The organism is Ruminococcus albus 7 = DSM 20455 (assembly GCF_000179635.2).
Taxonomy (GTDB): Bacteria; Bacillota; Clostridia; order Oscillospirales; family Ruminococcaceae; genus Hominimerdicola; species Hominimerdicola alba.
Genome location: NC_014833.1, coordinates 517,216 through 537,905 on the forward strand (window position 1 = coordinate 517,216; position 20,690 = coordinate 537,905).

The 20,690-nt window shown below is 44.9% G+C and carries 17 protein-coding genes; 15 read left to right on the forward strand and 2 right to left on the reverse strand.

Annotated features, from left to right (window positions below; all coding sequences use genetic code 11):
* The first annotated feature begins 15 nt into the window (after window positions 1-15).
* The gene (locus tag RUMAL_RS02380) at window positions 16-303 is read left to right on the forward strand and encodes a hypothetical protein (RefSeq protein WP_013497210.1); all 288 of its coding nucleotides are present in this window, start codon (window positions 16-18) and stop codon (window positions 301-303) included.
* A gap of 208 nt (window positions 304-511) precedes the next feature.
* Window positions 512-2,917 carry a glycogen/starch/alpha-glucan phosphorylase gene (locus RUMAL_RS02385; protein ID WP_013497211.1) on the forward strand — a complete coding sequence of 802 codons (2,406 nt, stop codon included), beginning with the start codon at window positions 512-514 and terminating at the stop codon, window positions 2,915-2,917.
* A 246-nt stretch (window positions 2,918-3,163) separates the two neighbouring features.
* Here the strand turns inward: RUMAL_RS02385 and RUMAL_RS02390 are convergent, their stop codons facing one another.
* On the reverse strand, window positions 3,164-3,625 hold the full coding sequence (locus RUMAL_RS02390; protein WP_013497212.1) for a DUF4830 domain-containing protein: 462 nt from the start codon (window positions 3,623-3,625) through the stop codon (window positions 3,164-3,166).
* Between the two features lie 501 nt (window positions 3,626-4,126).
* Here RUMAL_RS02390 and RUMAL_RS02395 point away from each other — a divergent pair.
* The 12 genes from RUMAL_RS02395 to RUMAL_RS02450 all read left to right on the forward strand — a co-directional run bounded on the left by RUMAL_RS02395 (window position 4,127) and on the right by RUMAL_RS02450 (window position 16,733).
* Window positions 4,127-4,864: a P-loop NTPase gene (locus RUMAL_RS02395; protein ID WP_013497213.1), complete on the forward strand. Its 738-nt coding sequence runs from the start codon at window positions 4,127-4,129 to the stop codon at window positions 4,862-4,864.
* 39 nt (window positions 4,865-4,903) lie between these two features.
* A complete protein-coding gene (gene mgsA, locus RUMAL_RS02400; protein ID WP_013497214.1) occupies window positions 4,904-5,314 on the forward strand; it encodes a methylglyoxal synthase in 411 nt (136 codons plus the stop codon).
* A gap of 65 nt (window positions 5,315-5,379) precedes the next feature.
* The gene (locus RUMAL_RS02405) at window positions 5,380-5,976 is read left to right on the forward strand and encodes a YdcF family protein (RefSeq protein WP_013497215.1); all 597 of its coding nucleotides are present in this window, start codon (window positions 5,380-5,382) and stop codon (window positions 5,974-5,976) included.
* Window positions 5,977-6,098: 122 nt separating this feature from the next.
* Window positions 6,099-7,421 carry a histidine--tRNA ligase gene (gene hisS, locus RUMAL_RS02410; protein ID WP_013497216.1) on the forward strand — a complete coding sequence of 441 codons (1,323 nt, stop codon included), beginning with the start codon at window positions 6,099-6,101 and terminating at the stop codon, window positions 7,419-7,421.
* A 3-nt stretch (window positions 7,422-7,424) separates the two neighbouring features.
* Entirely contained in the window at window positions 7,425-7,745 is a 321-nt protein-coding gene (locus RUMAL_RS02415; protein ID WP_013497217.1) for a hypothetical protein, read from the forward strand.
* A 4-nt stretch (window positions 7,746-7,749) separates the two neighbouring features.
* Window positions 7,750-8,232: a hypothetical protein gene (locus tag RUMAL_RS02420; protein WP_013497218.1), complete on the forward strand. Its 483-nt coding sequence runs from the start codon at window positions 7,750-7,752 to the stop codon at window positions 8,230-8,232.
* A 149-nt stretch (window positions 8,233-8,381) separates the two neighbouring features.
* Window positions 8,382-9,122 (forward strand): pseudouridine synthase, encoded by a 741-nt coding sequence (locus tag RUMAL_RS02425; RefSeq protein WP_013497219.1) that lies wholly within the window; start codon window positions 8,382-8,384, stop codon window positions 9,120-9,122.
* 188 nt (window positions 9,123-9,310) lie between these two features.
* A complete protein-coding gene (locus RUMAL_RS02430) occupies window positions 9,311-10,453 on the forward strand; it encodes an ABC transporter ATP-binding protein (protein ID WP_013497220.1) in 1,143 nt (380 codons plus the stop codon).
* Window positions 10,454-10,616: 163 nt separating this feature from the next.
* Window positions 10,617-11,480 carry a hypothetical protein gene (locus tag RUMAL_RS02435; RefSeq protein WP_013497221.1) on the forward strand — a complete coding sequence of 288 codons (864 nt, stop codon included), beginning with the start codon at window positions 10,617-10,619 and terminating at the stop codon, window positions 11,478-11,480.
* Window positions 11,481-11,811: 331 nt separating this feature from the next.
* A complete protein-coding gene (locus tag RUMAL_RS02440) occupies window positions 11,812-13,938 on the forward strand; it encodes a dynamin family protein (protein ID WP_013497222.1) in 2,127 nt (708 codons plus the stop codon).
* Window positions 13,939-13,983: 45 nt separating this feature from the next.
* Window positions 13,984-14,964, forward strand: coding sequence for a M48 family metalloprotease (locus RUMAL_RS02445; protein ID WP_013497223.1), 981 nt, complete (start codon window positions 13,984-13,986; stop codon window positions 14,962-14,964).
* Complete coding sequence (locus RUMAL_RS02450) at window positions 14,961-16,733, forward strand: dynamin family protein (protein ID WP_013497224.1); 1,773 nt, start codon at window positions 14,961-14,963, stop codon at window positions 16,731-16,733. The genes RUMAL_RS02445 and RUMAL_RS02450 overlap by 4 nt, the downstream gene beginning before the upstream one ends.
* 50 nt (window positions 16,734-16,783) lie before the next feature.
* On the opposite strand, the gene RUMAL_RS02455 is transcribed toward RUMAL_RS02450, so the two are convergent.
* Window positions 16,784-17,809 carry a CPBP family intramembrane glutamic endopeptidase gene (locus RUMAL_RS02455; RefSeq protein ID WP_013497225.1) on the reverse strand — a complete coding sequence of 342 codons (1,026 nt, stop codon included), beginning with the start codon at window positions 17,807-17,809 and terminating at the stop codon, window positions 16,784-16,786.
* A 738-nt stretch (window positions 17,810-18,547) separates the two neighbouring features.
* Here RUMAL_RS02455 and RUMAL_RS22315 point away from each other — a divergent pair.
* Window positions 18,548-20,641, forward strand: coding sequence for a carbohydrate binding domain-containing protein (locus RUMAL_RS22315; RefSeq protein WP_013497226.1), 2,094 nt, complete (start codon window positions 18,548-18,550; stop codon window positions 20,639-20,641).
* Window positions 20,642-20,690: the final 49 nt, after the last annotated feature.

Consider the following 20,690-nt stretch of genomic DNA (forward strand, 5'->3'; position numbering starts at 1 on the left):
AGGGAGGAACATATCATGGATTTCAGACTTACAGTTAAGCAGAAGATAAGTAATGTTGAATTCGGTGAGGCGGATATCGTCAAGGCTGCAGGTGCTGACGGAAAATTCGAGGCGCAGGCGCTGCCTTTCGCAAAAACAGCTTCCAACGGATTTATCCGCAGCTGGGCTGAGGGCGTTGGCGTTACCCTTGCTACTCAGAAAGACTGGGTAAAGAACATAAAGACAGGCGCTATGGAAAAGGTCGTTACCGTCCGTGACGGCGGCAAGCCACTGACTTACGTATTTGTACTGGAAACTTTGTGATATCCGACGATCGTAATACAATAAAACAATGAACCAAAGCCTTATTAGTTTTCGTACAATTCACCAAATTTTAATAAATTAAACGTTTGCGTTGTTGCAATTATTGCAAAAGTATGTTATAATTAACAAGACGATTATTATATAGAGCATTACGGCGGGGTAGATTCATTGGTGTCGTGTGTTCCTATCATTTCAGGAGGAATGTAAAATGGCTAAAAAAACCGAGAAGACCATATCAAAGGAGGAACTGAAAAAGCAGTTCATCGAGGTACTGCACAACGATTTTCAGACCATACCCGATGAGGCGACCGATAAGCAGGTATACGAGGCACTGTCAAAGATAGTTGTCGGCATACTGAAGACCAAGAGAAGACACTTCACAATGGCTACACAGTCTGCGGGCAAGAAGAAGGTGTACTACCTTTCTATGGAATTCCTGATGGGACGTTCTCTCAAGACCTCCCTCTACAATCTGGAAATGAACAATCAGGCAAAAGAGATGCTCAAAGATCTGGGTATCTCCATAAATGGTATATACGAGCAGGAACCCGATGCAGGTCTGGGCAACGGTGGTCTTGGCAGACTTGCTGCCTGCTATTTGGATGCACTGGCTGCTGACGGCTACCACGCAACAGGTTATTCCATATGCTATGAGTACGGTATCTTTAAGCAGAAGCTGGAAGACGGCTGGCAGACCGAGCTGCCCGATAACTGGCTCCCCGGTGGTTCAGTATGGCTTGTGCCTTCACCTACTAAGGCTATCGAGGTACGCTTTGACGGCGAGTTGAAGGAGTATTGGGATAATCAGTACCACTGTGTAACTCATGAGAACTATACTTCCGTTATGGCTGTGCCTTACGACCTGTATGTATCAGGCTACGGCAGCAAAGCTGTATCCAAGCTGAGATTGTGGAAGGCTGAAATGGCTTCTTTTGATATGCCTTTCTTCAACAAGGGCGACTACGCTAAGGCACTTAGCAAGAACATAATGTCACAGGCTATCACCAAGGTACTTTACCCAAATGATAACCACGCTGAGGGCAAGAGCCTCAGACTTCGTCAGCAGTACTTCCTTTGTGCAGCTTCCGTGGGCGATATAGTCCACCAGCATATGTCTGTATACGGTACGCTGGATAATCTGCACGAAAAAGTTGCTATACATATCAACGATACTCATCCTACACTTGCTATCCCCGAACTGATGAGGATACTTCTTGATGACTGCGGTTACAGCTGGGATAAAGCATGGCATATCGTTACAAATACATTCGCATACACCAACCATACGGTTATGCCCGAGGCACTGGAGAAGTGGGACTGCAATCTGCTGAAGAGCGTTTGCCCCAGAATATTCTCTATAATCATCGAGATAAATGAGAGATACTGTCGTGATCTGTGGGAGAGATACCGCGACGAGGCGAAGTGCGGCCATATGTCCATAGTTGAGAACAACAAGGTAAAGATGGCTACTCTCTGTGTACACGCATCACACAGCGTAAACGGTGTTGCAAAGATACACTCCGAGATAATCAAGAAGGAGACTTTCAAGGACGAATATCTTGATACTCCTACCAAGTTCAAGAACGTTACAAACGGTATCGCATACAGAAGATGGCTGTATCAGTCTAACGAGGGACTGACCGAACTTCTGAGAGAGAAGATCGGTGACGGTTTCCTTAAAAATGCGTCCGAACTCAGCAAGCTGGCTGTATTCAAAAACGATGAAAATGTCCTGAACAGGCTGGCAGAAATAAAGAAAGAAAACAAGGAAAAATTTGCAAAGTACGTCAAAAACCAGTACGGCGCAGTTCTGAATACTGATTCCATATTCGATGTGCAGGTAAAGAGACTCCACGAATACAAGCGCCAGCAGCTGAATGCGCTGAACATCATCGCTCAGTACAACTATCTGAAAGCTAATCCCAATGCTGATTTCGTGCCCAAGACCTACATCTTTGCGGCTAAGGCAGCACCAGGATACTACATGGCTAAGCAGATAATCAAGCTGATATGGAACATCTCTCAGGAACTGAAAAAGAACGATAAGCTGAGAGAAAAGCTGAATGTTATATTCCTGGAAGACTACAACGTATCCCTTTCAGAGATACTGATGCCTGCAGCTGATATCTCCGAGCAGATATCCCTTGCAGGTACTGAGGCAAGCGGTACGGGTAACATGAAGCTGATGATAAACGGTGCTATCACTCTGGGTACCATGGACGGCGCAAATGTTGAGATACACGAGCAGGTAGGCGATGACAACATCATAATCTTCGGTATGAACGTTGACGAGGTAAATTCCTGCAAGGCAGGTTACAGACCTATCGAGATCTATAACAAGAATCAGATAGTAAAGCAGGCTATTGACACTATACAGTACGGTGTGAACGGAGTACAGTTCCCCGAGATAGCCGATGCACTGAAGAATACAGATACCTACATGGCACTGAAGGATTTCGACAGCTATCAGCAGGCACAGAAGTACGCAAGCGAGTGCTACGCTGACAAGATGAAGTGGCAGAGAATGAGCCTTGCAAATATCGCAGGCGCAGGCATATTCTCCGCTGACCGTTCTGTTGAAGAGTACGCAAAGGACATCTGGGGACTGACATAATAAAATTCATAATTGCCCTCGGGCGGGCAGCTCAATTCCGCCTATTATAAGTTTGCAGTGAACATGAGTTTTGTGTGACGGCGGGTCAGAGTATTGCTATAAAAATGAAAATATAAAACGTGCGCTTATCGCAGTTCTGCGGTAAGCGCACGTTCTTATGTTCTCAAATTGTAAGGGCAGGAAACTTATGCGTTATGCAATCTTTCAATAGTAAAACTTACCCGTGTCCCTGACACAAATTATGAATTATGAATTGATACGAAGCCCCTGCATGAAACCGTCGGAGGCTGTGGAACTTACATCACCGCCGATGAGTTTACCGTCACTGACCATAAGGTGACAAAGTATGCAGTCATCTTTTTCATGTTCGGGGTAGTTGAGGACTTTGTAGGTATACACCTGAACCTGCATACCTTTATATGGTGTAAGGTCAAAGCCCTGCTGTTTCTGGAGCTCGTTGTAGTTTATGTATACCTCGCTCCAATCCTCGGGGATAAGTATAGTCTTGACTTCGTCGAACTTTTCGGGGACTTCCCAGCCCATCTCGTGCAGGAAAGTCCTTCGTTTGCTCTCGCTGTCAAGTATATGGATATTGCTCCTGCCTTTCAGACCGAGTACCAGAAGTACAGCAAGTGCCGCGGCGATAACTGATATAAGTACCCCTGCCCAGACTTTTGGTCTTCTGACCTTGATAGTGTGTATGAACATCTTATTTTACCTCCATGAGATCATTTTTATCAATAATATGCCAGGTCAATATAAAATAGAACTGCGAAAAAAGTTCAGATTTGGATATGATTTTCTGAACTTTTATTTGAGAGACTGAATATGTATATTAAATTTATAATACTATTACTACGCGATTCAATTCACGATTAGTATATAAGGTCGGAATTTTAATATGAAAGACCAGCACGATGTTGTGCAAGATTACTAAAAATTTATAGGACAATTAAGGTGAAATCACGATTTTAAGGTTTTTTATGCGAATTGTTTTGACAATTACAAAATATGTGGTAAAATATATATTAGGTAACACCTACTTTGGTTACGTTTTTCTCAACTACTGTTTTGCAGGTCATGTGAATGCCGTAAACAAGAGTTTGATCAAATAATTTGACTAAAAGGTAAGTGTGGAGGATATGCGCGGACGGGACAGAGATCATTGATACCGTCGTGAGTGCGCATTTGTGAAAGGAGTAGTAGACTATGTCTAAAATCATTGCAGTTACATCAGGTAAGGGTGGAACGGGTAAGTCATCCATCAGTGCCTGCCTTGGTTATGCACTGGCGAAGCAGGGCAACAGGACTCTGATAATAGAGCTCGACTTCGGACTTAGGTGTATGGACATCATGCTGGGTATGCAGGGAAACATAACCTACGATCTCGGAGATGTGCTTGAGGGTACCTGCGACGTTTACAAGGCTACGACAACTGTAAAGCTGGCATCGAACCTCAGCGTGCTGTGTGCACCTTCCGATCCTTTTGTACAGCTCAAGGCAGAGGATATAGAGAAGATAACTCAGGAAATGAGAAAGTATTTTGAATACATCATCATAGATACCTCAGCAGGTATAAACGGTTCTGTATTCGATATAGTAACTAATTCAGACCTGATACTGATAGTTACAACACCTGACCCCGTATGTGTAAGAGATGCACAGATGATGTCTGATGAGTTCTACAAGAGGGGCAATCAGAAGCAGAGACTTGTGATAAACAAGGCAAGCAAGAGGATATTCGAGTTTGATGACATGGACGATCTTGATGCGATCATAGACACGGTAGGCGTACAGCTTCTGGGCGTTATACCCGAGGATTCAGCTATACCGCTTGCAACCGGCAAGGGCGCACCGCTTTCATCAAGTTCAATGGGCTTTGTAGCTTTCTCGGCAATATCGAGAAGGATAAAGGGCGAGCATATACCGATACAGATCAAGATGTAGGATCTGGACGAACGACTATTATAACTGGGGGGATTCTTTTTGAATATAGCACTTATCGCACACGATACCAAGAAAGAACTTATGGTACAGTTCTGTATAGCATACTGCGGAATACTCAGCAAACACAGACTTTGTGCTACCGGCACTACCGGCAAGATAGTAGCAGAGGCTACCGGACTTTCGATACAGCGTTACATGGGCGGTTCTCAGGGCGGCGATCAGCAGATAGCAGCAAGGATATCCTGCAACGAGATAGATCTGCTGTTGTTTTTCCGCGATCCTATTTCTGCAAAGCCGCACGAGCCTAATGAGATGAATCTGTTAAGGCTGTGTGATGTACACAATATACCTGTAGCGACCAATATCGCCACAGCTGAGGCGCTGATACACTCGCTGGAGAGGGGCGACCTCGACTGGAGAGATATCGTCAATCCGACTACAGCTAACTGAGGATAGATCACATTATCGGCAAACACTCTGTTTGCCGATTTTTTGTGTGAATATAAGGAGAAATCATGAAACTTTCAGAAATGTTGAATGATAGTCCCTGTGACGAAAATATACACAAGCTGTTGTATGACGGTCTCGACTATGACGGGAGTTCTGCTGACCTTATAATGGTGCTTGGAAGCAGGAAAGCCTGCGATTACCGCGTACCCGAGGCTGTGAGGCTGTATAATGAGGGTAAAGCACCCCTGATACTTCTGAGCGGAGGTCAGGTGCAGGATACTTCTCTTGGAAATATGGCTGAATGGGAGAGCATGAAAAAGGCAGCACTTGCACTGGGTATATCAGAAAGTGATATCCTTGCTGAAAAGCTTTCAAAGAACACTGCCGAAAATTTCATGTATTCAGACGAACTGCTGATCGGATATCTTCCGCTTGGCAGCAAAATAATACTGGTCACCACCGCATATCATATGAGACGGGCACTGTGTATGGCACATAAGTTCATGCCGGGGTATGATTTTATTCCCTGTCCTGTGCAAAAGGGGTCTGCTACAAAAGAAAATTGGTACAAAACTGACAAAGGCAGGCAAACAGCACTTGACGAATGGCGCAAATTAAGTTATTATATAAAGGACGGTATTTTTGAGGATACCAACATCTGACGGAGGTCAAGTATATGAGAGAGGTATTTATCGAGCCGTGGGGAAGTCAGCCGCGACATTGAAGCTGGTTTTATAATACTAACACACCATAACGGCTCATAAAATAATGGAGGTTAAAAATAATGGCAATGATACAAAGACCAAAGGGCACTGCTGATATGCTGCCCTCACAGGCATATAAATGGCACACGATAGAGAAGCTGGCATCTGAAACTGCAGAGCAGTACGGATTCAGGGAGATAAGAGTTCCTGCTTTTGAGGAGACAGGACTTTTCCTGCGTTCTGTCGGTGAAACTACCGATGTGGTACAGAAAGAGATGTACACCGTTACCGCAACGGGTGACAGCGAATTCACACTTCGTCCTGAGGGTACTGCAGGTGTAATGAGAGCGATGATAGAGAACGGTCTGCTGAACGAGGCATTTCCCCAGAAGGTGTTCTATCTCATCAACTGCTTCAGACACGAGAATGTTCAGAAGGGCAGACTGCGTGAGTTCCACCAGTTCGGCTGTGAGATGGTAGGTTCGGCTGATGCAAAGGCTGATGCTGATGTTATATCTATGGCTAAGAGTTTTATGGACAGGATAGGTCTGAGGGATATCGAGCTGAATATCAACTCCATCGGCTGTCCTACCTGCCGCGCTAAGTATCAGCAGGCGCTGAGAGAGTATTTCGGCGCAAGACGTGAAGAATTATGCGATACCTGCAAGGAAAGACTTGAAAAGAACCCAATGCGCCTTCTCGACTGCAAGTCACCTATATGCAAGGAGATAGGCAAGAATGCTCCGCTGATAATAGACTATCTGTGTGAGGATTGTAACGACCACTTTGAAAAGCTGAAGAAGTACCTCGGTCTGATGGGTATAGATTTCGTTGTAAATCCCCGTATCGTAAGAGGTCTTGACTATTACACAAGAACTGTTTTCGAGTTCATATCCAAGGATATCGGTGCACAGGGCACTGTATGCGGCGGCGGACGTTATGACGGTCTAATTGAAGAACTCAGCGGCAAGGCTGTTCCAGCGCTGGGCTTCGCTATGGGTATAGAAAGGCTCATACTTACTATGGAAGCACAGAACTGTGACTTCATGGAGGCAAAGACCTGCGACCTGTATATAGCATCTATGGGTGATGACGCGGCAGACAAGGCTATGGAGCTGGCTATGAAACTGAGAGATGAGGGATACTTTGTTGAGTACGACCTCATGGGCAGGGGCATAAAGCCTCAGATGAAGTATGCGGGTAAGATCGGCGCGAAATTTGTGCTGGTAATAGGTTCCAGTGAACTGGAGACCGGCTGTGCAAAGCTGAAGAATATGGCAAGCGGCGAGCAGGCTGACATAAAGCTGGATGACAGCTTTATTGATGATTTCTCAAATGCTCTTATGGCTGAGATGTTCAAGGACATCGACGGCGAAATGGCAGCGCTGCTGGGAAAGGAGTAGATCATGGCTGGCAACAGATGTGAACAGTGTGAGAATATCATGGTCAGGGAAATTATAAGTCCGCAGGAATATCTTTTCTGTGCGAATTCTCTTGTGGGACTGCTTATAGCGGGCGATGTTGAGATGACATTCTCCAATTGTCCCCTCGGCAGGATAGTTGATGATGATATGAAATTTACCAAGAACAGATATTTCCACCAGTTCAGATGTACGAAGTGCGGTACGATATACGGTATGCTCTTTAATACAAAAACAGGCGGAGAGATAAGGATAAACGATAAGGTCTTCAATCCGGCAGATTATCCCGATAAGAAGGAAGAGTGAGCAGATGGCTGAGAATTACAGCATCACTGTTCAGCTGAATAAAAAGAAGCTGAAAAAGCACCTTAACTGCGACCTGGTAGAGTATAAGCCTTCGATGAACGTGCTGAGCATGGGCAGATTCATGAGAAATCACAAGATGGAGAGCATATACTACGGCAGAGTCAGTGGTGACAATGTGCAGATATTCTACCACAAGGCGAAAAAGAAAGATGGCGGTATGACCGGCTTTTTCGGTAAGATGACCGAAAAGGACGATGTCTGTGAGCTTACGGGAAAATTCCGCAAGCCTCTGTATGCCTATATCTCGGCGGTGATACTTATACTGTTTTGCATCGCCTGTGCGATAGGTACTTTAGCTGCCGGCTCATGGCAGGGGGCTCTGGTGTTTCTTGGGATAGGTGCAGGCGGAGGATTTGTCATGCTTTACGATAACTACAAGAAATATCTGAAAAAATATCTTGACGGACTTGCTGATAAAAAACGATGAGTCCGACTTTGGTATGCAGATGATATGATGTTTAGCCGCAGGGGCTGTTCGGGCTTTTGCGGCTATTTTTAGGGACAGCGATATGAGTTATAAAATGACTGGCAATAGCTGCAGCTCTGATTGAAAAATAATGAAAGGCTGTGTATATAATGGGCGAGATAATGCGACTTGACAAGCTGGTGGCTTCCCAGTTTGCTGATATTTCAAGGGCGGATGTTAAAAAACTCTGCCTTAAAAAGAAGATAATGGTCAACGGCAAGCTTATGGCAAGGTCTGATGCTAAGGTGGATACCGATGATGAGATCATAATAGACGGCAGGAAGCTGACATATAAGAAGCATATCTATATAATGCTGAATAAGCCTGCAGGAGTGGTTTGTTCGACGAAGGAAGGTGCCAGTACGACTGTACTTGACCTGGTGCCCGATGAACTTCGCAGGGACGGATTGTTTCCCGCAGGACGGCTGGATAAGGATACCGAGGGATTCGTACTGATAACCGATGACGGTGAGCTGAGCCACAGGGTGCTGTCACCGAAGACTCATGTTCCGAAAACCTATTTCGTAAGGCTCGAAAAGCCATGGGAAGACAGCTATAAGGATATTATGGCTGCGGGTATGACCATTGACGGTCTGCATGAGGGAGATTCCGAGGAAAAATGTCAGCCGGCGCAATTTTTGGCATCTGACGAAAACGTTTGCGAATGTACCCTCATTATTCATGAAGGAAAGTTCCATCAGGTGAAACGTATGTTTGAAAAGCTTGGCAACAAGGTGGTGTACCTGAAGCGTGTCGCGATAGGTGAAATGCCGTTGGATAGGGGCTTAGAGCTTGGTGAGTGTTTGGAAATAATGCACAAAGATGTTGAAAAGTTATTGGCACGAAAATAGGCTAATTGGAAAATAATTCCAGTGCTTCATGCATTTTCGTTAATATACCTAAAGTAACTCGCTAAAGTTTAGTTAAAAAAACTCTTGCTACTTAGATTAAAATTTGATATGATATATGTGTACTGATTCGGGTATAAGTGTGACCATGTCCGAGTTTGAAGAAATATTCAATAGGGAGGTTCTTTTTAATGGCAAGCGTATCATTAAGAGAAATTTATAAGAAGTATGCCGGCGGCGTTATCGCTGTTTCCGACTTCAACATTGAGATCAAGGATAAGGAATTCATAATCCTGGTAGGCCCTTCCGGCTGCGGTAAGTCTACAACACTGAGAATGATCGCAGGTCTGGAGGAGATCAGTGAAGGTGAGCTGTACATCGGTGACAGACTTGTAAACGATGTAGCACCTAAGGACAGAGATATCGCAATGGTTTTCCAGAACTACGCTCTGTATCCTCACATGACCGTATTTGAGAACATGGCATTCGGTCTGAAGCTGAGAAAAGTCCCCAAGGACGAGATAGCAAGAAAGGTTGAAGAAGCTGGTAGAATCCTCGACATCTCTCACCTGCTGGACAGAAAGCCTAAGGCTCTTTCCGGTGGTCAGAGACAGCGTGTGGCTCTGGGTAGAGCTATCGTTCGTGAGCCTCAGGTATTCCTGCTTGACGAGCCTCTTTCCAACCTGGATGCTAAGCTGAGAGCTCAGATGAGAACCGAGATCTCCAAGCTGCATAAGAAGCTGGGTACAACATTCATCTACGTAACACACGATCAGACCGAGGCTATGACCATGGGTGACAGAATCGTTGTTATGAAGGATGGTTACATCCAGCAGATCGATACACCTACAAACCTCTACAACAATCCTGTTAACCAGTTCGTTGCAGGCTTCATCGGTTCACCTCAGATGAACTTCATCGATGCTAAGCTTCTGAAGCAGAACGGTAAGTATGTTGTTGAGTTCGGTTCTGAGGATACCAAGACCTCCAAGGGCGTTAAGTACCAGGTAGAGGTTCCTGAGTCCAAGGCTGATCCCGAGGCACTTGAGCCCCTGGTAGATCAGGAAGTTGTACTCGGTGTAAGACCTGAGTGCATCCACGATGAGGAGATGTTCATCTCTGCTGCTAAGACAGGTATCATCAATGCTACTGTTGAAGTAACAGAAATGATGGGTGCTGAGACTTATCTGTATCTGACTTGCGAGGGTATCAACCTGACTGCAAGAGTATCGCCCAGATCTACTGCTAGACCTCAGGACGAGATCCAGGTAGCTCTTGATCCTAACAGAATCCACATCTTCGACAAGGAGACTGAGAAGGCTGTTGTAAACTAATAGCTTTTCAATAAGGATATTATCCGCCCTTTCCATATGGAGAGGGCGGTCTTTGTATACTTGCATATATTTTTTGCGCGGATATTGTGCAGTGCTACAAATATTAAATATACCCCATAAAAAGGCGCAGGCTCATTCGTATATGAATACGGAGGGGATAACTATGCGAAAATACAAATTATTGATAGTGGCTTTTGTACTTGTGGTGGTGGGTATGCTTTGCGGATGCAGCTACAACGAATCTATAGATATTGAATGTGATGGACTGGAAGAAGACGAAAGAGTATTTGTGCTGGTAAAACCAACAGATGATGATGAACTGAGAACGCCCGATGATGCTGATATTACCGGTTCGGAGATATATACTGCGGGTAAAGACGGCTTTGTTTTGGCAGAACAGCTGCGTGAGCCTATTTCGGTAAAAATTAGCGATGAACAGCCTCAGCTTAATTGCTCCCTAATTTTCAAAAATTCAGAATCAAGGAGAAATTTCTGCGAAAAACATAAGGTTATACGTCTGGCGGTGTGTGACGACAGGTGGCGTATAAAGAAGATCAGCGATGATATCGATGTTTTCTTTCCCGAAGAATATGAGGTACTTGACGCAGGAAGATACTATGTTGGAACGGGTGCATTTGAAAATACAGATATAGTCAGCGCCATTGATACAAGCCGCGTGAGAGCGTCAGGTGCCGTCCTGTGTTTTGCGGCGTTCTTTTTGCTATGGCCGATCAACGCAGTACAATTTATCGTTATGCTGGTGATGACTTCCAAAAAGCGACAATCAAAACCGAGGAATGTGTTTCTGTGGTTCGGGGTACTGAGTGTTCCAAACCTGTTTTTTTCAAAGCTCTATCTGAGCGCAGTGGACGTGTTCGATCTGATATTACATAATAGCCGTTCATTACCAGATGCTTTGAGCGGGTTATTGTTAATTGATTTTCCTTGGCTTGCGGAATTGCTGCTATTGCTTGTATGGTATATATTCCTCAGGCAGAAAGATGATGTGATGTATAAAGGATGTTGAAACGGAGATAATAAAACCGATATACTGTTTCGCCGCAGAACACTCTGCGGTGATTTTTTTTCGTGAGATACTACCTGTTGGGTCAGACTGATGACACAAAATGCTAAATATGCCGAATCTCAAAGAAAAGGGTTAGTCAATATGCTGTAAAAGAGGGGCGGGCTTTTGTGCAAAAGGGTAATTGTTCGTACACATTTTCATAAAATATTGACTTGATAAGCTCGGGTGTGATATAATTTATAGTGATATAAAATTACTCGCTGCCACGATGTTCCGAACGGCTGCGGCAGTCTGAATGTGTATAATATTTTTTGAAAACGGAGGTCAATCCATGGAAAAGCAGATCAATTATGGAAGCTATGCAGGCTATAAGGAAACCGTAGGAAACCTTACTGCCGATCTGCAGGAGCTTCTGAAGCTCAGCGAAGAGATAGCTTTGGTCAATACCGCCGAATCTATAAAGGAGACGCTTGAAAAGGCTAAGGACGAGCATTTCGAGGTCGCTATCGTCGGTGAGTTCAAGAGAGGTAAAAGTACGCTGATAAACGCACTCCTCGGTCAGGAAGTACTGCCTGCCGATGTTCTGCCTGCGACCGCTACCCTTAACAGAGTTACTTACAGCACAGAGCCTTATGTTCAGGTCGAGTATAAGAATGGTGAATCCGAGCGTGTTGAGATAGACAGGCTTGAGGAGTATGTCACCAAGCTGACAAGTGAGTCTGAACGCAAGGCGGAAACTGTAAAGGAAGCAACGGTATACTACGATACCGAATTCTGCCGTAATAACGTGGATATAATCGACACTCCCGGTCTTAATGATGACGATCAGATGACAAATGTTACCATGTCTATCATACCCAAGATAGATGCGGCTGTTTTCGTTATAAGTGCGAATTCTCCGTTTTCACAGTTTGAGAAGGAGTTCCTCGAAAAGAAGATGCTTACCTCCGATGTGGGACGTATCATATTCGTTGTAAACTGTTTCGGTACCTTCACTCAGGACGATGAGAACAAGATAGTTGAAACTGTACGTACCCGTATCGGTAAGTACGTTATGGAAAAGGCGAAGAAGGTCATGGGCGAGGACAGCCGTGAGTTCGCCGTATATAAGAGAAAGATAGGCACACCGAGAGTTATCGGTGTGTATGCGAAGCGTGCCCTGACAGCTAAAACTTCGGGCGATCAGGCGCTGCTGGAGGAATCTAATTTCCCTGAGTTTGAAAATGCACTTGAAACTCTGCTTACTCAGGAACGCGGTGTTATCACTCTCCAGATACTTGCAAACAAGATCACTAATTCGGGTACCGAGATACTGCGTTCGATAGTAATGCAGGAGAATGCCCTGATGATGGCTAATGATGAATTCATGGAGAAGTACGATGCTGCCATCAAGGAGATCGATGAGATCAGAAATATGAAGCGTTCTGAGTTCGTTAAGATCAATGACGCTGCTAATAAGGTGTTCGAGGATCTGCGTCCTGTACTTGATAATTACTGGAGCAATATCGAGGAGGCAGCTATGGAAGTTATCGACAACTTCCAGATGTCTTCTGACGATTTCAAGAAGGACAGGCTCAAACTCGTAAGCTCCAAGCTCACCGAGAAGATCAAGGAGAGCATGGAAGTAAGAGCGCAGCTGATCTGCGAGCAGATACAGAACAGCATAAATCAGGCTGTAAGCGGTGAGACTGAGAGACTGCAGGAATTCGAGGACGAGTTCTTCGAGAGCGTTGCAGCTATCCAGAGGATGTTTGCAGTATCCGACAGAGTATCTTCAAACGGCGGTACACTGGATAAGGTGATAGGTGCGGCTACCGGTGCTTACGGCGTAGGCGGTGTATATCTGGGATTCAGAGAATCAGGCATAAAGGGCGCACTGCTGGGCGGCGCTACGGGTCTTGCGGGCTTCTATGCTACCTACTACGCAGCTATGTTCTTTTCGGGCTTCTTCGGTCTGACAGGCGGTCTGCCGGTCATGCTGGTAATGATGGCATTTGCAGGTATCGCAGGTACCTTTACGTCTAACTTCGCAGTGGACAAGATACTCGTTCAGGAGAGGATAGATAAGTACAAGACCAACTTCAAGGCTAATGTCAAGAAGCAGTTCCACGAGATGAAGCTGAACAACGACTTCACTGAGACAGTAAGACGTCAGGTATTCTCCTCATTCGACAGCATCAAGAGCAAGATCGAGGAAGAGACCGAGATCATACTGAGGGATACACAGGAAACACTGGATAACCTCAATGATCTAAAGGCAGAGAAGTCCGAAGTATCCCAGAAGGAGATGGAAAGACTTCACGTTATCGCAGAGACTGCCAGCAAGCTGGTTCAGGATGCTTATGCTGTAAGAAAGGTCCTCAACGACGAGATAAGCATAAACAATCCTCAGGCTGAAAAGACCGAGAAGACAGAACAGACCGAGCAGGAAGAAAAGGCAGAAAATACTGAAAAATAATGAAGATGTGGATGCGCAGAACATTCCAATAAGGGAGGACACTCAATGAGTGACATAAATGCGAAAGTCAATCCGCTTCTTCAGATCGACACGGGTTTTCGTTCTTACCTGAAAGCCTACACGAGGTCGTATCAAAGCCATATGGTAGACGGCAGTCTTGACTATGCCTTTGAGTCCGACTTTGCGGTAAGGCAGAAGATAATGAGTCTGGGGGGCAGCGCTAAGCTGTTCAAGGCGGTAAATACACAGGATATATCGGCGGAAGCTAAGCATCTGTTCGTTAAGTGCGATCAGGTCGGACCGCTGAAGTATCCCGAGATATATGATAAGGTCAAAAAATGTGCTGAACGTCTGGAACTTATCGTACCGATAGTATTCATTCGCGAGGACATGAACAGACCGCTGGCATATTCTATCACCAGCGATCTGATAGAGCCGTGTATAGTACTGACGAAGCAGTTGGTAGAGCTATGCAGCGATGATGAGCTCATGCTGCTTATCGGCAGCGAATGCGGCAGGGTACAGAATAACCACTGTACCTTTAATATGGCATATACTTACCTCAAAGTAAATAATGAGGTGTTCAGACCCGTTGAAAGGTTCTATACACAGACTATAGGCAGCCAGCTTTATTCTGCGCTGGTACAGTGGGTCAGATACGCAGATGTTACTGCGAACCGCGCAGGTATAATATGTCTGGATAAGCCCGGACAGTACCTTAAAATAATGTGCGGACTTTACCGTAAGGGATATGTGGATTTCTACGGCCGTTCCGGAGCAGGCATCAAATATGATGAACTGAGCTGGCTGAGTGAACAGATACACGGAAGTACTTCAAGAAATCTCAGCATCAGCAAGGATCTTACGGATATAGAGAGGAGCCTGCTGGCAAGTAATGAATTCTTATACTGCAAAACGCTTTATTCGTGGCGCGAGGACGTTGTGGATATGGAGGGTCACGCTGAGAGCGGGCAGATATGTGACGTGCGCACAAGCGTTATCGTCGGGAACGGAGGTCAGCTATGAAAGATAATGAGAATGTAATGGCTGCCGACGAAAATATCAGTACTGTCAGAGAACAGCTCAGTGAGATAATCGAAGATGACAAGATAGCTGAGATACTTGGCAGGGAGTGCGTAGAGCAGCTGAAGGAGTTCAGGGCGCTGGTGGATAAAAGGCGCGAGGAGCCCTTCACGCTTGTAATACTGGGTGATTTCAAACGCGGCAAAAGCACGATAATCAATGCTCTGCTGGGCAAGAAGATCGCACCTATAAACGTTACACCCGAAACTTATACGATAAATGAGATCTCCTTTGGTCATACACAGACAGTTGAAGCTATACTTGAAAACGGTCAGAGAGTACCGCTGGTGCTTGAGGACATAACAAGAGAGAATCTTGAGAAGCGTATGAAGCTGTTCCCTGCGAAGATAAGCTGTGTACAGATCAAGGATAATGCACCTATACTGAAAAATATAAGGATAGTTGATACTCCCGGTCTATCAGACCTGGAGAGCCTTGACAAGCAGGTGCAGGACTATATCGTGAATGCGGATGCAATAATGTATGCTGCAAGCTGTCTGCTGCCTTTTTCGGAATCTGAGCAGGTCTTTCTGGCAACACACGTATCGCCTCAGAGATTCGGTATGCTGTATGTGCTGGTCAATATGATCGATGCGCTGAATACTATGGCAGACGTTAATAAAATAATGCGAAGATTCAGGGGCATCTCAGAGAGAATAGTGCCTAACGCTTTTGTGTACGGTATAAGCGGCGGTGATGAGCTGAAGCGTAAGCTTGGTGAAGAAAGACCCGCAGATAAAGGAACGAGAGAGTTCTATGAAACGCAGTTTTTCCAGTTTGAGCTTTCGCTGAACAGAGATATCATAATGCAGAAGGATGTTATACGCTCAAAGCGTGTACTGACTATGCTGGATCGTATGCACGCTGAGATAAGCTCGCGTCTAAGAATGATAAGTGATATGGCTGAGATGGACAAGCAGCTGCTTGAGGATAAGGCAAAGGAGTTCGAGCAGCAGTGCGATGAACTTGCGGCTGAGCTTGAAAAGAGAAAGCCTGTGCTTCATCTTTCTATACTGGAGATGCAGCAGGAAGCGGAAACATGGATGTATGAGTTCTTTGCGAAGCTGAGGACGAGTATACTGGAATGCAGGGCTAAGGACGATATGGGCGAAGATATCTATTCGCCTGAGGATATAGAGAAGTATTTCTACTCATTCCTTATGGAAAAGGTAGGAGAAGCTTACCGTACCTGCATAGAGTGTCACAGAGATGCTATAACTGAGCTTACGGATAAGATGAGCCGTGAAATGGCAAGTGCACTTGGGATAACGAATGTAGCGGAAGTCAGCAAAGCACCGTCGGTAGACAGACTGATGATGTCAGCCAACAAGAACGTTACAAGAAGTGTTATGGGTGTCAAGCTTTTCGGTACAAGTGAGAATTTCTCACCTGCAGCGATGAGTACCTTCTCACTTATAATGAAGAAGAAAAAGCAGACGGATATCATAGATATCGCACTTGAGAACTATGATGAGATAAGAATAAATATCGTCAAGGATATCAAGACCGTTTATCAGGATCTGGAAGTAAAGGCTATCTCCAGACTGGAAAGTCTTTACAAATATCAGGTCGAGCTTAGCAGGAATGCTATAGATCAGGCTAAGGAAATGGTGGATAACGAGGACAAGAGCGAGCTTCTTGAAACCCTCGCAGATGCTTTGAAGCGTCTTGAAGCACCGAAGAAGATACTTGATGCTAACCTGCCTGCGTAATAAAATAAGCCCGCGGAAGAGATCCGTGGGCTTTCTTTTATGTTATAGTATTATGAGTTGCTAGTGATGATGTCAATGATTATCCTGCTTATTAGCACCAAAAGATATATTATGATAGCAGGTCTGGTAAAGACGGCTTTTGTCACGGCCTTTTTCTCGACGGATGACTGACCGTCATACGTCCCGAAATAGCTTGCTCTTGTCATTAGTACGTAGAATCCTATCATAGCAACAGCTATCTGCGCTGTGCTGTTTATGGTGTCGATATGAGGGATCTTCATTGCATTACCGATGGTATATATACTTACAACGGTATTGTTAAGTGCGTGTATTATCAGCGATGGCAGTATCGAGCCGCTGCCGACTGCGACACAGGCATACATAAGCCCTGTGCCAAATGCAGACACCGCCTGAGGGATATTGCCGTGCATCAGTCCGAAACACAGCGATGACAGCAGTATAGCAGTAAATTCGCCGTATTTTGTAAGAGTTCCGAGTATCATTCCGCGGTATACGGTTTCCTCTATGAACGGTGCGATTATGCAGAGATACAAAAATTCAAACAATATCGCTGCTGTCGATGGCGTTTTTATTGAGAAATCAGCTTCGGGGATGGTAACTCCTGCCGAATCCATGATATGGACAAAAGCGTTTATTGCCACTGACAGGAAAACATTTGCTACAAAGCAGGCAGGGAAGTAGTGAAGTCCTTTTTTTGCTCCGTCTGCCGATGGTTTCAGATATCCGTTAAAGCTGAAACCCAGGACGATGCAGCCGAAAAGCAGGGTGATGATAAGCGAAGTGATAGTTACGGACGAATTGAACACCATAGCGTATGTTGTGGATTGTATTACATCCTTGTAATCGCTTTGCAGCAGCTCTGCCGCACTTGTGTACGAGAGCATCTTACCCGAAAGAAAACGGCAGCTAAGGATAATGAAGATCATGTTAACGAAATAAGATGTCAGCAACCTGTATGTTATCAGCATGGCGCCAAGCTTCAGGCAATCGTTCTTCAATGCTGTCATATCAGTATTTTCTATGTTATGCTGAACATATGCTGTTCTGTTGAACAAAAAGCAATCAGCTCCTTTATTTATATAATATAACAGTATATCACATTTCACTTCAAAAGTAAAGCCCTCGCGCGGGTACGCAGTACGTCATACGCATGGTAAGTTCGGGTAGTATGTTTCTCGGTGCCCATTGTAAGCTATAAAGAAGACCCGGTGACCCTCGCGCGGGTACGCAGTACGTCACGCCCATGGCAAGTTCGGGTAGTATGTTTCTCGGTGCCCATTTTAAGCTGTAAAGAAGACCCAGTGACCCTTGCGCGGGTACGCAGTACGTCATGCCCATGGCAAGTTTGGAGAGTATGTTTCTCGGTGCTGACAAATATAAATTAACGAACTGATTAAATATAGAACAACCGAAAAGTTCATAAAACTGATTTCTGAACCATTCAATGCTTTTCTTTTAATTGTCAGGCTTATAAATAAATGTAAAGGCGGATATATCAGGATCATACGTATTTAAGCTATTAATAGATATGGATAATACAGTACACTATCTTAATAAAAAATATCCATATTTTACGTCAAATGTGCACGATGTGAGTTGACCTGTGGATGATTTTTTGTATAATGAAATAACAAAATAAGGAACGTGCTAATTTTACTCAACAGAAAGTAAAAGTTTTTAGGCACGACGGAATAAGGAGGAATTAGTATGAAAATCTCATCAAGCGTAAAAAAGCTATCTTCTGCGATGCTTGCGGGCGCAGTGCTTTTTCGCAGACCGCGTTTCTGTCAAACGTGACGATCGAGGCAGAAGCTGCAAGCCTTTGCACTGTAAACGTTAACAAAACTTATCAGAAGATCGACGGCTTCGGCGGTATCAATCACCCGGAGTGGTACGGTGATCTGACTGATTCAGATCGTGCTATTGCTTTTGAAAACGGCAATAACCAGCTGGGTTGTACGATCCTGAGAGTATTTGTAAACCCTGACAAAAACCAGTGGTACAAAGTTCTCCCGACAGCACAGTATGCTGCTAAGAGAGGCATCACCATTTTCGCTTCACCTTGGGAGCCGCCCGCAAGTCTGGCTGAAAACGGTTCTGCTTACGGCGGTAAGCTCCATCTTCCAAGAAAAAATTACGGAGCATACGCTCAGCACCTTAATGATTTCGGTAAATACATGAAGCAGAACGGCGTTAATCTGTATGCTATCTCTGTACAGAACGAGCCGGACTACGCTAAGGACTGGACAGCTTGGACACCGGACGAGACTACTGACTTCATTGCTAACTATGGCGACCAGATAACCAGCACAAAGCTCATGTCGCCAGAATCATTCCAGTATGGCGCATATAACAACGGTAAGGACTACTACTCAAAGATCCTTAATAACTCAAAGGCTTATGCAAACTGTGACATATTCGGAACTCACTTCTACGGCACACCCAGAAGTAAGATGGACTTCCCGGCACTTGAAAACTGCGGCAAACAGCTGTGGATGACTGAAGTATATGTTCCTGACAGCAATGTCGATTCAAACATATGGCCTGATAACCTGAAGCAGGCTGTAAGCATTCATGATTCACTGGTTGTAGGCGGTATGCAGGCTTACGTTGTATGGCCGCTTCGCCGTAATTACAGCATTCTCCGTGAAGATACACACAAGATATCAAAGCGTGGTTATGCTTTTGCACAGTACTCAAAGTTCGTTCGTCCCGGCGATGTTCGTGTAGATGTCACTGAGCAGCCTTCATCTAACGTTTTTGTATCTGCATACAAGAACAATAAGAATCAGGTAACTATCGTTGCTATCAATAACAGCAGTTCAGGTTATTCACAGCAGTTCTCACTGAACGGCAAGACCATAATCGATGTTGACAGATGGCGCACATCAGGCAGCGAGAACCTGGCTGAGACCGATAATCTCACTATCGACAATGGTACAAGCTTCTGGGCACAGCTTCCCGCACAGAGCGTTTCTACTTTCGTATGCACACTTAGCGGCGGCAGCTCTTCCGGCAACAACGGTTCATCCAATACAGAGCTTGATTCTGACGGTTACTACTTCCACGATACATTTGAGGATGATTTAACATGGCAGGCACACGGCGGCACAGAACTGCTGAAGTCCGGCAGAACTCCCTATAAGGGCAGCGAAGCTGTTGTAGTTACTAACCGTACAAGTGCATGGATGGGTGCAGAGCGTACACTTCCTTCTTCTGTCGTTCCCGGCAAGACCTACAGCTTCTCTGTAAACGTAACAGAGCTTGATGGTGAGGATACCGAAACATTCTATCTCAAGCTCAACTATACCGATTCAAGCGGAACAGCACACTATCCTACAATTGCAGAGGGTGTTTGCCCCAAGGGCAAGTATCTGCAGCTCAGCAATACTAATTATACCATCCCCTCTGATGCAGTTGACCCTGTTATCTATGTAGAAACCAAGGATACCACTTCTAACTTCTACATTGATGAAGCTATCTGTGCTCCTGCAGGCAAGAGTCTGCCCGGCGCAGGTATCCCTGAGATACCCAGCAATAACAATAACAACAATAACAACAATAATAACAATAATAACAACAATAATAACAACAACCAGAACAACTCGGTATATCCGGTTGTATCATCTATTGATTACAACGTGACATACCATCAGTTCAGAATAAGCTGGAATTCTGTTCCAAATGCTCAGGCATACGGTATCGCATACTATGCAGCAGGCAAGTGGAGAGTATATACTCAGAGTATCTCTGTGAATACTACTTCATGGATCTCTCCCAAGCTGACAGCAGGCAAGACCTATACCATGGTAATAGCAGCCAAGGTCGGCGGTAAGTGGGATACTTCTAATCTGTCTTCAAGAGCTATAAATGTTACTGTAAAGTAATATTTACCAAAAGAATAACAGAGCATTCAGGACACCTTCGCGGTTCAGG

Excerpts from the sequence above, each read along its gene's own strand:
- RUMAL_RS02435 (WP_013497221.1), top strand. The coding sequence starts at position 10,617 with ATGCGAAAATACAAATTATTGATAGTGGCTTTTGTACTTGTGGTGGTG.
- RUMAL_RS02425 (WP_013497219.1), top strand. The coding sequence starts at position 8,382 with ATGGGCGAGATAATGCGACTTGACAAGCTGGTGGCTTCCCAGTTTGCT.
- hisS (WP_013497216.1), top strand. The coding sequence starts at position 6,099 with ATGGCAATGATACAAAGACCAAAGGGCACTGCTGATATGCTGCCCTCA.
- RUMAL_RS02380 (WP_013497210.1), top strand. The coding sequence starts at position 16 with ATGGATTTCAGACTTACAGTTAAGCAGAAGATAAGTAATGTTGAATTC.
- RUMAL_RS02395 (WP_013497213.1), top strand. The coding sequence starts at position 4,127 with ATGTCTAAAATCATTGCAGTTACATCAGGTAAGGGTGGAACGGGTAAG.
- RUMAL_RS02445 (WP_013497223.1), top strand. The coding sequence starts at position 13,984 with ATGAGTGACATAAATGCGAAAGTCAATCCGCTTCTTCAGATCGACACG.
- RUMAL_RS02430 (WP_013497220.1), top strand. The coding sequence starts at position 9,311 with ATGGCAAGCGTATCATTAAGAGAAATTTATAAGAAGTATGCCGGCGGC.
- RUMAL_RS02390 (WP_013497212.1), bottom strand. The coding sequence starts at position 3,625 with ATGTTCATACACACTATCAAGGTCAGAAGACCAAAAGTCTGGGCAGGG.
- RUMAL_RS02415 (WP_013497217.1), top strand. The coding sequence starts at position 7,425 with ATGGCTGGCAACAGATGTGAACAGTGTGAGAATATCATGGTCAGGGAA.
- RUMAL_RS02405 (WP_013497215.1), top strand. The coding sequence starts at position 5,380 with ATGAAACTTTCAGAAATGTTGAATGATAGTCCCTGTGACGAAAATATA.
- RUMAL_RS02440 (WP_013497222.1), top strand. The coding sequence starts at position 11,812 with ATGGAAAAGCAGATCAATTATGGAAGCTATGCAGGCTATAAGGAAACC.
- RUMAL_RS02385 (WP_013497211.1), top strand. The coding sequence starts at position 512 with ATGGCTAAAAAAACCGAGAAGACCATATCAAAGGAGGAACTGAAAAAG.
- RUMAL_RS02450 (WP_013497224.1), top strand. The coding sequence starts at position 14,961 with ATGAAAGATAATGAGAATGTAATGGCTGCCGACGAAAATATCAGTACT.
- RUMAL_RS02420 (WP_013497218.1), top strand. The coding sequence starts at position 7,750 with ATGGCTGAGAATTACAGCATCACTGTTCAGCTGAATAAAAAGAAGCTG.